The sequence below is a fragment of the Pseudomonas sp. Ant30-3 genome (genome assembly GCF_000690905.1).
Taxonomy (GTDB): domain Bacteria; phylum Pseudomonadota; class Gammaproteobacteria; order Pseudomonadales; family Pseudomonadaceae; genus Aquipseudomonas.
This window is the reverse complement of the sequence record NZ_JMCL01000035.1, coordinates 24,293-36,363: the sequence shown is the minus strand read 5'-3', so window position 1 is coordinate 36,363 and position 12,071 is coordinate 24,293. Positions and strand designations below refer to the sequence as shown.

The 12,071-nt window shown below is 54.1% G+C and carries 22 protein-coding genes; all 22 read right to left on the bottom strand.

What is annotated here, in order from left to right; all coding sequences use genetic code 11:
• Positions 1-95 precede the first annotated feature (95 nt).
• Positions 96-1,550: a catalase gene (locus DU29_RS0109765; protein WP_028621549.1), complete on the bottom strand. Its 1,455-nt coding sequence runs from the start codon at positions 1,548-1,550 to the stop codon at positions 96-98.
• Between the two features lie 236 nt (positions 1,551-1,786).
• The gene (gene rplQ / locus DU29_RS0109760) at positions 1,787-2,173 is read right to left on the bottom strand and encodes a 50S ribosomal protein L17 (protein ID WP_007896790.1); all 387 of its coding nucleotides are present in this window, start codon (positions 2,171-2,173) and stop codon (positions 1,787-1,789) included.
• A 42-nt stretch (positions 2,174-2,215) separates the two neighbouring features.
• Complete coding sequence (locus tag DU29_RS0109755; RefSeq protein WP_003186012.1) at positions 2,216-3,217, bottom strand: DNA-directed RNA polymerase subunit alpha; 1,002 nt, start codon at positions 3,215-3,217, stop codon at positions 2,216-2,218.
• Positions 3,218-3,239: 22 nt separating this feature from the next.
• Positions 3,240-3,860, bottom strand: coding sequence for a 30S ribosomal protein S4 (rpsD, locus tag DU29_RS0109750; protein WP_003210056.1), 621 nt, complete (start codon positions 3,858-3,860; stop codon positions 3,240-3,242).
• Positions 3,861-3,878: 18 nt separating this feature from the next.
• Entirely contained in the window at positions 3,879-4,268 is a 390-nt protein-coding gene (gene rpsK / locus DU29_RS0109745; protein ID WP_002555466.1) for a 30S ribosomal protein S11, read from the bottom strand.
• Positions 4,269-4,298: 30 nt separating this feature from the next.
• A complete protein-coding gene (gene rpsM, locus DU29_RS0109740) occupies positions 4,299-4,655 on the bottom strand; it encodes a 30S ribosomal protein S13 (RefSeq protein WP_003186020.1) in 357 nt (118 codons plus the stop codon).
• A gap of 130 nt (positions 4,656-4,785) precedes the next feature.
• Positions 4,786-4,902: a 50S ribosomal protein L36 gene (rpmJ, locus tag DU29_RS0109735; RefSeq protein ID WP_002555468.1), complete on the bottom strand. Its 117-nt coding sequence runs from the start codon at positions 4,900-4,902 to the stop codon at positions 4,786-4,788.
• Positions 4,903-4,929: 27 nt separating this feature from the next.
• Complete coding sequence (gene secY, locus DU29_RS0109730) at positions 4,930-6,258, bottom strand: preprotein translocase subunit SecY (protein ID WP_028621548.1); 1,329 nt, start codon at positions 6,256-6,258, stop codon at positions 4,930-4,932.
• Positions 6,259-6,696 carry a 50S ribosomal protein L15 gene (gene rplO, locus DU29_RS0109725; protein ID WP_010467269.1) on the bottom strand — a complete coding sequence of 146 codons (438 nt, stop codon included), beginning with the start codon at positions 6,694-6,696 and terminating at the stop codon, positions 6,259-6,261.
• A 3-nt stretch (positions 6,697-6,699) separates the two neighbouring features.
• Positions 6,700-6,876 (bottom strand): 50S ribosomal protein L30, encoded by a 177-nt coding sequence (gene rpmD / locus DU29_RS0109720; RefSeq protein WP_028621547.1) that lies wholly within the window; start codon positions 6,874-6,876, stop codon positions 6,700-6,702.
• A gap of 2 nt (positions 6,877-6,878) precedes the next feature.
• Entirely contained in the window at positions 6,879-7,379 is a 501-nt protein-coding gene (rpsE, locus tag DU29_RS0109715) for a 30S ribosomal protein S5 (protein WP_003186035.1), read from the bottom strand.
• 3 nt (positions 7,380-7,382) lie between these two features.
• On the bottom strand, positions 7,383-7,733 hold the full coding sequence (gene rplR, locus DU29_RS0109710; RefSeq protein ID WP_017341069.1) for a 50S ribosomal protein L18: 351 nt from the start codon (positions 7,731-7,733) through the stop codon (positions 7,383-7,385).
• 10 nt (positions 7,734-7,743) lie between these two features.
• Positions 7,744-8,277 carry a 50S ribosomal protein L6 gene (gene rplF, locus DU29_RS0109705; RefSeq protein ID WP_003176412.1) on the bottom strand — a complete coding sequence of 178 codons (534 nt, stop codon included), beginning with the start codon at positions 8,275-8,277 and terminating at the stop codon, positions 7,744-7,746.
• A 12-nt stretch (positions 8,278-8,289) separates the two neighbouring features.
• Complete coding sequence (rpsH, locus tag DU29_RS0109700; RefSeq protein WP_003186040.1) at positions 8,290-8,682, bottom strand: 30S ribosomal protein S8; 393 nt, start codon at positions 8,680-8,682, stop codon at positions 8,290-8,292.
• 211 nt (positions 8,683-8,893) lie between these two features.
• Positions 8,894-9,199 (bottom strand): 30S ribosomal protein S14, encoded by a 306-nt coding sequence (rpsN, locus tag DU29_RS0109695; protein WP_028621546.1) that lies wholly within the window; start codon positions 9,197-9,199, stop codon positions 8,894-8,896.
• Between the two features lie 13 nt (positions 9,200-9,212).
• The gene (gene rplE / locus DU29_RS0109690) at positions 9,213-9,752 is read right to left on the bottom strand and encodes a 50S ribosomal protein L5 (RefSeq protein ID WP_028621545.1); all 540 of its coding nucleotides are present in this window, start codon (positions 9,750-9,752) and stop codon (positions 9,213-9,215) included.
• 20 nt (positions 9,753-9,772) lie between these two features.
• The gene (gene rplX / locus DU29_RS0109685) at positions 9,773-10,087 is read right to left on the bottom strand and encodes a 50S ribosomal protein L24 (protein ID WP_003176416.1); all 315 of its coding nucleotides are present in this window, start codon (positions 10,085-10,087) and stop codon (positions 9,773-9,775) included.
• 11 nt (positions 10,088-10,098) lie between these two features.
• Positions 10,099-10,467: a 50S ribosomal protein L14 gene (gene rplN / locus DU29_RS0109680; RefSeq protein ID WP_002555479.1), complete on the bottom strand. Its 369-nt coding sequence runs from the start codon at positions 10,465-10,467 to the stop codon at positions 10,099-10,101.
• A gap of 23 nt (positions 10,468-10,490) precedes the next feature.
• Complete coding sequence (gene rpsQ, locus DU29_RS0109675) at positions 10,491-10,757, bottom strand: 30S ribosomal protein S17 (RefSeq protein ID WP_003176419.1); 267 nt, start codon at positions 10,755-10,757, stop codon at positions 10,491-10,493.
• A 2-nt stretch (positions 10,758-10,759) separates the two neighbouring features.
• A complete protein-coding gene (rpmC, locus tag DU29_RS0109670; protein WP_008030901.1) occupies positions 10,760-10,951 on the bottom strand; it encodes a 50S ribosomal protein L29 in 192 nt (63 codons plus the stop codon).
• The gene (rplP, locus tag DU29_RS0109665) at positions 10,951-11,364 is read right to left on the bottom strand and encodes a 50S ribosomal protein L16 (RefSeq protein ID WP_028621544.1); all 414 of its coding nucleotides are present in this window, start codon (positions 11,362-11,364) and stop codon (positions 10,951-10,953) included. The genes rpmC and rplP overlap by 1 nt, the downstream gene beginning before the upstream one ends.
• Before the next feature lie 12 nt (positions 11,365-11,376).
• A complete protein-coding gene (gene rpsC, locus DU29_RS0109660) occupies positions 11,377-12,063 on the bottom strand; it encodes a 30S ribosomal protein S3 (protein ID WP_003176422.1) in 687 nt (228 codons plus the stop codon).
• Positions 12,064-12,071 lie beyond the last annotated feature (8 nt).

Here is a 12,071-nt window from a genome sequence, read left to right as displayed (position 1 = left end):
GTCACCCTGCTTACGCGATAAAAGAGAAGATATTCTGAGAAAAGTAGTTTAAATAACGCAAAAACCGCTCAAATGTGAGCGGTTCTGCTTCTCGTTTAGACTTCGTTAAGCTGTACGTTCAGCGCGGTTGCGATTGCTTCTCCGTACGCCGGATCTGCCCGGAAGAAATGCTGCAGCTGGCGATCAACCACATCGCTTGAGACTCCAGCCATGGCGCCTGCGATGTTGCTAACCAACAGCGCTTTTTGCTCATCGCTCATCAGGCGGAAGAGTGCACCGGCGTGACTGTAGTAATCGGTATCTTCGCGGTGATCGTATCGGTTAGCCGCACCGCTCAGTGCAAGAGCGGGCTCCGCGTACCGAGGAGCTTGTTTTGGCGATTCGACGTAGCTATTCGGTTCGTAGTTCGGCATCGCGCCACCATTGCTGCCGAACGCCATGGAGCCGTCGCGCTGGTAAGTGTTAACGGGGCTGCGCGGTGCGTTCACCGGCAATTGCTGGTGATTGGTGCCAATGCGGTACCGATGAGCGTCCGCATAGGCGAAAACGCGTCCTTGCAGCATGCGGTCAGGCGAAAGGCCAACACCTGGCACCATGTTGCTGGGGCCAAACGCAGCTTGCTCGACTTCGGCGAAGTAATTTTGTGGATTGCGATTGAGCTCCAGCTCGCCCACTTCAATCAACGGGAATTCTTTCTGCGACCAGGTCTTGGTCACGTCAAACGGATTCTCATAGTGAGCCGCTGCTTGCGCTTCGCTCATGATCTGAATGCACACACGCCATTTGGGAAAATCCCCGCGCTCGATCGCCTCGAACAGATCCCGCTGGGCGTAATCCGGGTCAGTACCGGCCAAACGAGCGGCATCGGCCGGTCTCAAGTTCTTGATGCCCTGCTGGGTTTTATAGTGCCATTTGACCCAGTGACGTTCGCCGCTGGAACTGATCAAGCTATAGGTGTGGCTCCCGAAACCATGCATATGACGATAGCCGTCGGGAATGCCGCGATCGGAGAACAGGATGGTCACCTGGTGCAAAGCCTCAGGGGAATGAGACCAGAAGTCCCACATCATCTGCGCACTTTTGAGGTTACTTTGCGGCAGGCGTTTCTGGGTGTGAATGAAATCCGGGAATTTCATCGGATCCCGAATGAAGAACACGGGCGTGTTGTTGCCTACGATGTCCCAGTTACCTTCTTCGGTATAAAACTTGAGCGCAAAGCCACGCGGATCGCGTTCTGTATCAGCCGAACCACGCTCACCACCCACGGTGGAAAATCTAAGGAAGGTCGGGGTTTGTTTGCCGATGGCTTCGAACAGTTTTGCGCTGGTGTATTGGCTGATATCCCGTGTAACGGTGAATGTTCCGTATGCGCCCGAGCCCTTGGCGTGCACTCGACGCTCAGGGATGTTCTCGCGATTGAAATGCGCAAGCTTCTCGAGCAAGTGGAAGTCGTCAAGCAACAATGGGCCGCGCGGGCCGGCGGAACGAGAGTTCTGATTATCTGCGACAGGTGCACCACTGGCGGTGGTCAGCGTTTTATTCTGGCTCATGAATTTCTTCCTCTGTCAGTCACTAGCTACCGTCTATCGGCTTGAGAGGATTGTTAACGATCAGCGGTCCACACACAAATTCATTAACTTGCGCACATCAATAGATAATTACTAATAGAGGGGTCATTCCGAACGCGACAATGTAGACCTGCCAACGCCTGAATCAGGACAAAGGTTTATTTCAGGAAACAAAAAACCGGGCACTAGGCCCGGTTTTATGTTTTCAGACTGACGTCTTACTCAGCGGATACAGCTTCACCACCGACAGGACGGTCAACCAACTCGACGTACGCCATAGGCGCGTTGTCGCCAGTGCGGAAACCGCACTTGAGGATGCGCAGGTAGCCACCCTCACGGGTAGCGTAACGCTTGCCCAGGTCGTTGAAGAGCTTACCAACGATAGCTTTCGAACGCGTACGGTCGAAGGCCAAACGGCGGTTAGCCAGGCTGTCTGTCTTGGCCAAAGTGATCAGCGGCTCAGCAACGCGACGCAGTTCTTTAGCTTTCGGCAGTGTAGTTTTGATCAGCTCGTGCTCGAACAGCGACACCGCCATGTTTTGAAACATGGCCTTGCGGTGCGAGCTGGTGCGGCTCAGGTGACGACCACTTTTACGATGACGCATGGTTCATTCCTTACCAAACACAACGTTCGGTGATTACGACGATCAGGCAGTCGCCTTGTCGTCCTTCTTAAGACTTGCAGGCGGCCAGTTGTCGAGGCGCATGCCGAGGGACAGACCGCGGGAGGCCAGAACGTCCTTGATTTCAGTCAAGGATTTCTTGCCAAGGTTCGGAGTCTTCAACAGCTCTACTTCGGTACGCTGAATCAGGTCACCGATGTAGTAGATGTTTTCCGCCTTAAGGCAGTTAGCCGAACGTACAGTCAGTTCCAGATCGTCAACCGGGCGAAGCAGGATCGGATCGATCTCGTCTTCCTGCTCGACAACCACTGGCTCACTGTCACCTTTGAGATCGACGAACGCAGCCAACTGCTGTTGCAGAATGGTTGCAGCGCGGCGAATAGCCTCTTCAGGATCCAGAGTACCGTTGGTTTCCAGATCAATAACCAGCTTATCCAGGTTAGTACGCTGCTCGACACGGGCGTTTTCCACCACGTATGCGATACGGCGAACCGGGCTGAACGAAGAGTCAAGCTGCAAGCGACCAATGCTGCGGCTTTCGTCTTCATCGCTCTGACGCGAGTCGGCCGGTTCATAACCACGACCACGAGCTACGGTGAGCTTCATGTTCAGGGCGCCGTTAGACGCCAGGTTAGCGATTACGTGATCGGGGTTAACGATCTCGACATCATGATCCAGCTGAATATCGGCAGCGGTAACCACCCCCGAACCCTTCTTCGACAAGGTCAGCGTAACTTCGTCACGACCGTGCAGCTTGATAGCCAGACCTTTAAGGTTCAACAGGATTTCAATTACATCTTCCTGTACACCTTCGATGGCGCTGTACTCATGGAGTACACCGTCAATCTCGGCCTCGACCACTGCACAGCCGGGCATTGAGGACAACAGGATGCGTCGCAGCGCGTTGCCCAGGGTGTGGCCAAAACCACGCTCGAGAGGCTCGAGAGTGATCTTGGCGCGGGTTGGACTGACAACCTGCACATCAATATGGCGGGGTGTCAGGAACTCATTTACCGAAATCTGCATGGATGCACCTATTTTCTAGCCCTTACTTGGAGTAGAGCTCGACAATCAGGCTTTCGTTGATGTCGGCGGACAGATCACTGCGAGCAGGAACGTTCTTGAAAACGCCCGACTTCTTCTCAGTGTCTACTTCTACCCATTCTACGCGGCCACGTTGGGCACACAGATCGAGAGCTTGGACAATGCGAAGTTGATTCTTTGCTTTCTCGCGAATCGCGACCACGTCACCAGCACGAACCTGGTACGACGGCACGTTTACGGTCTGACCGTTAACGCTGACGGATTTGTGCGATACCAGCTGACGGGATTCGGCACGAGTCGAACCAAAGCCCATACGGTATACAACGTTGTCCAGACGGCATTCGAGCAGTTGCAGCAGGTTTTCACCGGTTGCACCTTTCTTTCCAGCAGCTTCCTTGTAGTAGCCGCTGAATTGACGCTCGAGAACGCCGTAGATACGACGGACCTTCTGCTTTTCACGCAGTTGGGTGCCGTAATCGGACTGGCGACCGCGGCGTTGGCCGTGGATACCAGGTGCTGCTTCGATGTTGCACTTCGATTCGATCGCGCGCACGCCGCTCTTCAGAAAGAGATCGGTGCCTTCGCGACGAGCGAGTTTGCATTTTGGACCAATGTAACGAGCCATTCTTTACAATCTCCTGGATTACACGCGGCGCTTCTTCGGCGGACGGCACCCGTTGTGCGGGATTGGCGTCACGTCGGTGATGCTGGCGATCTTATAGCCACAGCCGTTCAATGCACGGACAGCAGACTCACGACCTGGACCTGGACCCTTGACGTTAACGTCGAGGTTTTTCAGGCCATATTCCAGCGCAGCTTGACCAGCACGTTCTGCAGCTACTTGAGCAGCAAACGGGGTGGACTTGCGGGAACCGCGGAAACCCGAACCACCGGAGGTAGCCCAAGAAAGCGCGTTACCTTGACGGTCGGTAATGGTCACGATTGTGTTGTTAAAAGAAGCATGGATGTGGGCGATGCCATCAACCACTGTCTTTTTAACTTTTTTACGAGGACGAGCAGCAGGTTTTGCCATGATTAATTTCCTGTCGATTCGCTGGGGCGATTACTTGCGGATCGGCTTACGCGGACCTTTACGGGTACGCGCGTTAGTCTTGGTACGCTGACCGCGCACTGGAAGACCACGACGATGACGCAGACCGCGATAGCAACCGAGGTCCATCAAACGCTTGATTTTCATGTTGATTTCGCGACGCAGGTCACCTTCAGTGGTGAACTTCGCCACTTCGCCACGCAGCTGTTCAATCTGCTCGTCGCTCAGATCCTTGATCTTTGCGGCTGGGTTTACCCCAGTCACTGCGCAAATTTTCTGCGCAGTAGTGCGACCAACACCATAGATGTAGGTCAGCGAGATAACAGTATGCTTGTTATCTGGAATGTTAACGCCTGCAATACGGGCCATTCAGTGGGACTCCAATTGACAGCTACCTACGCCCCGGAAGCCAAGAAATAGGGCGCGAGATAATATCGCTGTAATAACAAATAATCAACCCGGCAGCGCACTAGCTGCCGGGCTTGAAGCACAATCACACTCAGCCTTGGCGCTGTTTGTGACGCGGTTCCGCGCTGCAAATTACTCGAACAACACCTTCGCGGCGAATAATCTTGCAGTTACGGCACAGCTTTTTCACCGATGCACGAACTTTCATCACCAACTCCTCGAACCTTATGGGTACTCAGCGCAACATGCCGCTGCCGTAACCCTTCAGGTTGGCTTTCTTCATCAGGGATTCGTACTGGTGCGAAACGAGGTGCGATTGTACTTGGGACATGAAGTCCATCACAACCACGACGACGATCAGCAACGAGGTCCCGCCAAGGTAGAACGGAACGTTTGCTGCTACCACCAAGAACTGGGGCAACAAGCACACGGCCGTCATATATAGAGCACCGAACAGGGTCAAACGAGTCAGAACGCCATCAATGTAGCGCGCCGACTGCTCACCTGGACGGATGCCCGGAATAAAGGCACCGGACTTCTTCAGGTTTTCCGCTACGTCTTTCGGATTGAACATCAACGCCGTATAGAAGAAGCAGAAGAAAATAATCCCTGCACTAAACAGCAGAATATTCAACGGCTGACCAGGAGCGATCGACTGCGAGATGTCCTGCAGCCAGCCCATACCTTCAGACTGACCAAACCAGGTACCCAACGAAGCCGGGAACAGCAAAATGCTGCTCGCGAAAATGGCCGGAATAACGCCGGCCATGTTCACCTTCAGCGGCAAGTGGCTAGTCTGCGCAGCAAAGACCTTGCGGCCCTGCTGACGCTTGGCGTAGTGAACAGCAATACGACGCTGACCACGCTCAATGAACACCACAAAACCGATAATCGCTACTGCCAGCAAACCGATTGCAACCAGGGCGAAAATGTTGATGTCACCCTGACGCGCAGACTCGAAAGACTGCCCGATCGCTCTCGGAAGACCGGCGACGATACCTGCGAAAATCAACATCGAGATACCGTTGCCAACACCACGCTCAGTAATCTGCTCACCCAGCCACATCATGAACATCGCACCAGCCACAAAAGTGGATACCGCGACGAAATGGAAGCCAAAGTCACCAGTGAACGCTACGCCCTGCCCCGCCAGACCAATGGACATGCCAATAGCCTGAACGAGAGCAAGAACGACAGTGCCGTAGCGGGTGTACTGGGCAATCTTGCGACGCCCAGACTCACCTTCCTTCTTCAACTGTTCCAGCTGCGGGCTGACGGCGGTCATCAGCTGCATGATGATCGATGCCGAAATGTACGGCATGATCCCCAGTGCAAAGATGCTCATCCGCTCCAGCGCGCCGCCGGAAAACATGTTGAACAAGCTAAGAATGGTCCCCTCATTCTGTCGAAACAGGTCCGCGAGTCGGTCCGGGTTGATACCTGGAACCGGGATGTGTGCGCCTATTCGGTAGACGATAATCGCCAGGAACAGAAAACGCAGACGAGCCCAGAGTTCAGACATACCGCCTTTGCCGAGCGCAGAGAGAGCACCTTGCTTAGCCATTTATTCCTCGAACTTGCCGCCAGCTGCTTCGATAGCCGAACGCGCACCTTTGGTGGCGCCGATTCCCTTTCCGATGGTAACAGCGCGAGTAACTTCGCCGGACAGCATGATTTTCACACGCTGTACGTTGACGTTGATCACGTTGGCATCTTTCAGGGACTGCACGGTTACGATGTCGCCTTCCACTTTAGCCAGCTCGGACAAACGCACTTCTGCGCGATCCATGGCTTTCAGGGAAACGAAACCGAACTTCGGCAGACGACGATGCAGCGGCTGTTGGCCGCCTTCAAAGCCTGGAGCAATGGTGCCACCGGAGCGGGAGGACTGACCTTTGTGGCCACGGCCACCGGTCTTACCCAAACCACTACCGATACCACGGCCCGGACGATGCTTTTCGCGACGGGAACCCGGCGCTGGACTCAGATCATTGAGTTTCATCGATTAACCCTCGACACGCAGCATGTAGTAAGCCTTGTTGATCATCCCGCGATTCTCGGGAGTATCAACTACTTCTACAGTGTGACCGATGCGACGCAGACCCAGACCCTTAACGCACAATTTGTGGTTAGGGATGCGGCCGGTCATGCTTTTGATCAGCGTAACTTTAACTGTAGCCATGATCAGAAGATCTCCTTGACGCTTTTGCCACGCTTGGCGGCAATGGATTCAGGAGACTGCATAGCCTTCAAACCCTTGAAAGTGGCGTGAACCACGTTTACCGGGTTAGTCGAGCCGTAGCACTTGGCCAGAACGTTCTGAACGCCAGCAACTTCGAGGACAGCACGCATAGCGCCGCCAGCGATGATACCGGTACCTTCAGAAGCAGGCTGCATGTACACCTTCGAAGCGCCATGAGCGGACTTCATTGCGTACTGCAGAGTGGTGCCGTTCAGGTCAACTTGGATCATGTTGCGGCGAGCAGCTTCCATTGCCTTCTGGATCGCAGCAGGCACTTCACGCGACTTGCCACGGCCGAAGCCAACGCGCCCTTTACCATCACCAACCACGGTCAACGCGGTGAAAGTGAAGATACGGCCGCCTTTAACGGTTTTGGCTACGCGGTTAACTTGAACCAGCTTCTCAATGTAGCCTTCGTCGCGCTTTTGGTCGTTATTTGACATAACTTAGAACTCCAGCCCAGCTTCACGAGCAGCATCAGCCAGCGCTTTAACGCGGCCGTGGTACTTGAAGCCAGAGCGGTCGAAAGCCACTTGCGAGACGCCAGCGGCCTTAGCACGCGTAGCGACCAGCTGGCCAACTTTAGTGGCCGCGTCGATGTTGCCAGTGGCACCATCACGCAGTTCTTTATCCAAAGTCGAGGCAGAAGCCAGAACTTTGGCGCCGTCGGCCGAAATGACCTGGGCGTAGATGTGCTGCGACGAGCGGAACACGCAGAGACGCACGACTTCGAGTTCGTGCATTTTCAGGCGTGCTTTGCGAGCGCGACGCAGTCGAGTAACTTTTTTGTCGGTCATTTGCTATGCCCTACTTCTTCTTGGCTTCTTTACGACGGACGACTTCGTCCGCGTAGCGCACACCTTTGCCTTTGTACGGCTCTGGTGGACGGAAGTCGCGGATCTCGGCGGCCACTTGACCTACCAGCTGCTTGTCGATGCCCTTGATCAGGATATCGGTCTGGCTAGGAGTCTCAGCGGTGATGCCTTCCGGCAGTTCATAATCCACTGGGTGCGAGAAGCCAAGAGCCAGGTTCAGCACTGTGCCTTTTGCTTGCGCTTTGTAACCAACACCGACCAGCTGGAGCTTGCGCTCGAAGCCTTGGCTTACGCCTTGGACCATGTTGTTTACCAACGCACGAGTGGTACCAGCCATTGCGCGAGTTTGTTGATCGCCATTGCGAGCAGCGAAACGCAGCTCACCAGCTTCTTCAACAATCTCAACGGACGAATGGATGTTCAGTTCGAGAGTGCCCTTGGCACCCTTCACCGAAAGCTGTTGGCCTGCGAATTTGACTTCGACACCGGCTGGCAGCTTAACGGGGTTCTTAGCGACGCGTGACATGCTTATCCCCCCTTAGAACACAGTGCAAAGAACTTCGCCGCCGACACCGGCAGCGCGCGCAGCACGATCCGTCATCACACCTTTGTTGGTGGAGACGATAGACACACCGAGACCGCCACGAACTTTTGGCAGATCATCGACGGACTTGTACTGACGCAGGCCTGGACGGCTAACGCGCTTCACTTCCTCGATGACCGGACGGCCTTCGAAGTACTTCAGCTCGATGGACAGCAGTGGTTTGATTTCGCTGCTGATCTGATAACCCGCAATGTAACCTTCGTCCTTCAGGACTTTGGCAACAGCTACCTTCAAAGTAGAAGATGGCATGCTTACGACGGACTTTTCAGCCATCTGGGCATTACGGATACGAGTTAGCATGTCCGCTAACGGGTCCTGCATACTCATGGGCTAGACGCTCCTAATACAAAAAAATTAGCCTTACGGCTACTACGTGTCGCCGAGGACATCCATGCGAAAAAAGCACGGGCTCAGGCGAGCCGGGTATTCTAGACACACCCCACAAATGAATCAAGCCCCAAAAGGGGCTTGATTCAAGTTCAAGGTCACCGGCGGTCAGGATCTTGCGAACCCTTCCACCGAGACTTTGAGATGCTACTTACCAGCTGGCTTTAACCAGACCCGGTACGTCGCCACGCATTGCTGCTTGACGCAGCATGTTACGGCCGAGGCCGAACTTGCGGTAAACGCCGTGCGGACGACCGGTCAAGCGGCAGCGGTTACGCATGCGCGAAGCGCTTGCGTCACGTGGCTGCTTCTGCAGAGCAACTGTTGCTTCCCAACGCGCTTCTGGACTTGCGTTCAGATCCACGATGATAGCTTTCAGTGCTGCACGCTTTTTGGCGTACTTGGCAACAGTGAGCTGACGCTTCAGCTCACGGTTCTTCATGCTCGTCTTGGCCATTTTCCTACTCCAATCAGTTGCGGAACGGGAATTTGAAAGCACGCAACAAGGCGCGACCTTCATCATCGTTCTTGGCAGTGGTGGTCAGGGTAATGTCCAGACCGCGGAGAGCATCGATCTTGTCGTAGTCGATTTCCGGGAAGATGATCTGCTCTTTAACGCCCATGCTGTAGTTACCACGACCATCGAAGGACTTGGCATTCAGGCCGCGGAAGTCGCGAACCCTAGGCAGGGAGATCGACAGCAGACGATCCAGGAATTCATACATACGCTCACGGCGCAGGGTTACCTTGACGCCGATCGGCCAACCTTCACGGACTTTAAAGCCAGCGATGGATTTCCGAGCGTAAGTCACGATGACTTTCTGACCGGTGATCTTTTCCAGGTCGGCAACAGCGTGCTCGATGACTTTCTTGTCACCGACCGCTTCGCCCAGACCCATGTTCAGGGTGATTTTGGTAACGCGTGGAACTTCCATCACGTTCGAAAGCTTAAGTTCTTCCTTAAGTTTCGGTGCGATTTCCTTCCAGTAAATCTCTTTTAGTCGTGCCATGGTCTTCTACCTAGCAGTGTTCAAGCATCAACCGCTTTTTGGGTCGACTTGAAGACACGAATTTTCTTGCCGTCTTCTACTTTGAAACCAACGCGATCAGCCTTGTTGGTTTCGCCGTTGAAGATGGCGACGTTAGAAGCATCCAGCGGAGCTTCTTTTTCGACGATACCGCCTTGTACGCCCGACATCGGGTTAGGCTTGGTATGACGCTTAACCAGGTTCAGACCGCCAATAACCAAACGGTTGTTAGCGAGAACCTTAAGCACCTTACCGCGCTTACCTTTGTCTTTGCCGGCGATCACGATGATCTCGTCGTCACGACGAATCTTTTGCATGTCGGATCTCCTTACAGCACTTCTGGGGCGAGCGAGACGATCTTCATGAACTTCTCAGTACGAAGTTCACGGGTCACTGGCCCAAAGATACGGGTGCCGATCGGCTCTTGCTTGTTGTTCAGAAGAACAGCAGCGTTGCCATCAAAGCGGATAATGGAGCCATCAGCACGACGTACGCCGTGACGAGTGCGGACTACAACAGCAGTCATCACTTGGCCTTTTTTCACTTTACCGCGCGGAATTGCTTCCTTCACGGTAACTTTGATGATGTCACCGATACCAGCGTAACGACGATGGGAGCCACCCAGCACCTTGATGCACATAACGCGGCGTGCGCCGCTGTTATCGGCCACATCGAGCATGGATTGAGTCTGAATCATATAATTTCTCCGACCCCTAGTCCTTAGACTTCCACAGCGCGTTCGAGAACATCAACCAGCGCCCAAGACTTGGTCTTGGCCAAAGGACGAGTTTCACGAATAGTGACTTTGTCGCCGATGTGGCACTGATTGGTTTCGTCGTGCGCGTGCAGCTTAGTCGAACGCTTAACGTATTTACCGTAGATCGGGTGCTTAACGCGACGCTCGATCAGAACGGTGATGGTCTTGTCCATTTTGTCGCTGACAACACGGCCAGTCAGCGTACGGACGGTTTTTTCGGCTTCAGCCATGATTACTTACCTGCCTGCTGTTTGAGCACAGTCTTCACGCGAGCGATGTCACGCTTAACTTGCCGGAGCAGGTGAGACTGCCCCAACTGGCCAGTTGCTTTCTGCATACGCAGATTGAACTGGTCGCGCAGCAGGCCGAGCAGTTGCTCGTTAAGCTGCGGCGCGTCTTTTTCACGAAGTTCGTTCGCTTTCATCACATCACCGTCCGTTTAACAAAGGCGGTGGCGAGCGGCAGCTTTGCAGCAGCCAAGGCAAAAGCCTCACGCGCCAGCTCTTCAGTAACACCCTCGATTTCATACAGGACTTTGCCTGGCTGAATCTGGGCAACCCAGTATTCCACGCTACCTTTACCTTTACCCATCCGAACTTCGAGTGGCTTTTTGGTGACAGGCTTGTCCGGGAATACACGGATCCAGATCTTGCCGCCACGTTTTACGTGACGGGTCAGAGCACGACGCGCTGACTCGATCTGACGAGCGGTGAGACGACCACGAGCAACAGACTTCAGCGCGAACTCGCCGAAGCTGACTTTGCTACCGCGCAATGCCAGGCCACGGTTGTGACCAGTCATTTGCTTGCGGAACTTCGTACGCTTTGGTTGCAACATTTGGCGTACCCCTTACTTAGCAGCTTTTTTACGAGGCGCTGGTGCTTGTGGTTTCAGCTCTTCTTGGCGACCACCAATTACTTCGCCTTTGAAGATCCAAACCTTTACACCGATCACACCATAAGTGGTGTGAGCTTCGTAGTTGGCATAGTCGATGTCGGCACGCAGGGTGTGCAGAGGCACACGACCTTCGCGATACCATTCAGTACGTGCGATTTCAGCACCGCCGAGACGACCGCTCACTTGGATTTTGATGCCTTTGGCACCAATGCGCATGGCGTTCTGTACAGCGCGCTTCATAGCGCGACGGAACATTACGCGACGCTCCAGCTGCTGAGCTACGCTCTGCGCAACCAACATACCGTCGAGTTCCGGCTTGCGGATTTCTTCGATATTGATGTGCACAGGCACACCCATTTGTTTGGTCAGGTCCTGACGCAGTTTCTCAACATCTTCACCTTTCTTCCCGATAACGATACCCGGACGAGCGGTGTGGATGGTGATACGTGCTGTTTGAGCCGGACGATGGATATCGATACGGCTTACGGACGCGCTTTTTAGTTTGTCTTGGAGATACTCACGCACTTTCAGATCAGCGAACAAATAGTCCGCATAAGTCCGACCGTCTGCGTACCAGACGGAGGTGTGCTCCTTGACGATTCCCAGGCGAATGCCAATGGGATGTACTTTCTGACCCATCTCTTCGA

What these genes read in the sequence shown, in the direction of transcription:
- rpsE (WP_003186035.1), bottom strand. Translation starts at nt 7,379, where the DNA reads ATGTCAAATAACGACCAAAAGCGCGACGAAGGCTACATTGAGAAGCTG.
- rplX (WP_003176416.1), bottom strand. Translation starts at nt 10,087, where the DNA reads ATGCAAAAGATTCGTCGTGACGACGAGATCATCGTGATCGCCGGCAAA.
- rpsC (WP_003176422.1), bottom strand. Translation starts at nt 12,063, where the DNA reads ATGGGTCAGAAAGTACATCCCATTGGCATTCGCCTGGGAATCGTCAAG.
- secY (WP_028621548.1), bottom strand. Translation starts at nt 6,258, where the DNA reads ATGGCTAAGCAAGGTGCTCTCTCTGCGCTCGGCAAAGGCGGTATGTCT.
- rpsD (WP_003210056.1), bottom strand. Translation starts at nt 3,860, where the DNA reads ATGGCTCGTTACATTGGTCCAAAATGCAAACTCGCTCGTCGCGAAGGC.
- rpsQ (WP_003176419.1), bottom strand. Translation starts at nt 10,757, where the DNA reads ATGGCTGAAGCCGAAAAAACCGTCCGTACGCTGACTGGCCGTGTTGTC.
- rpsM (WP_003186020.1), bottom strand. Translation starts at nt 4,655, where the DNA reads ATGGCCCGTATTGCAGGCGTTAACATTCCAGATAACAAGCATACTGTT.
- rplE (WP_028621545.1), bottom strand. Translation starts at nt 9,752, where the DNA reads ATGGCACGACTAAAAGAGATTTACTGGAAGGAAATCGCACCGAAACTT.
- rplO (WP_010467269.1), bottom strand. Translation starts at nt 6,696, where the DNA reads ATGAAACTCAATGATCTGAGTCCAGCGCCGGGTTCCCGTCGCGAAAAG.
- rplR (WP_017341069.1), bottom strand. Translation starts at nt 7,733, where the DNA reads ATGACCGACAAAAAAGTTACTCGACTGCGTCGCGCTCGCAAAGCACGC.
- rpsH (WP_003186040.1), bottom strand. Translation starts at nt 8,682, where the DNA reads ATGAGTATGCAGGACCCGTTAGCGGACATGCTAACTCGTATCCGTAAT.
- DU29_RS0109755 (WP_003186012.1), bottom strand. Translation starts at nt 3,217, where the DNA reads ATGCAGATTTCGGTAAATGAGTTCCTGACACCCCGCCATATTGATGTG.
- rplN (WP_002555479.1), bottom strand. Translation starts at nt 10,467, where the DNA reads ATGATTCAGACTCAATCCATGCTCGATGTGGCCGATAACAGCGGCGCA.
- rpmJ (WP_002555468.1), bottom strand. Translation starts at nt 4,902, where the DNA reads ATGAAAGTTCGTGCATCGGTGAAAAAGCTGTGCCGTAACTGCAAGATT.
- rplF (WP_003176412.1), bottom strand. Translation starts at nt 8,277, where the DNA reads ATGTCACGCGTCGCTAAGAACCCCGTTAAGCTGCCAGCCGGTGTCGAA.
- rplQ (WP_007896790.1), bottom strand. Translation starts at nt 2,173, where the DNA reads ATGCGTCATCGTAAAAGTGGTCGTCACCTGAGCCGCACCAGCTCGCAC.
- DU29_RS0109765 (WP_028621549.1), bottom strand. Translation starts at nt 1,550, where the DNA reads ATGAGCCAGAATAAAACGCTGACCACCGCCAGTGGTGCACCTGTCGCA.
- rplP (WP_028621544.1), bottom strand. Translation starts at nt 11,364, where the DNA reads ATGTTGCAACCAAAGCGTACGAAGTTCCGCAAGCAAATGACTGGTCAC.
- rpsN (WP_028621546.1), bottom strand. Translation starts at nt 9,199, where the DNA reads ATGGCCAAGACGAGCATGAAGAACCGTGAGCTGAAGCGTCAGCTCACT.
- rpsK (WP_002555466.1), bottom strand. Translation starts at nt 4,268, where the DNA reads ATGGCAAAACCTGCTGCTCGTCCTCGTAAAAAAGTTAAAAAGACAGTG.
- rpmC (WP_008030901.1), bottom strand. Translation starts at nt 10,951, where the DNA reads ATGAAAGCGAACGAACTTCGTGAAAAAGACGCGCCGCAGCTTAACGAG.
- rpmD (WP_028621547.1), bottom strand. Translation starts at nt 6,876, where the DNA reads ATGGCTACAGTTAAAGTTACGCTGATCAAAAGCATGACCGGCCGCATC.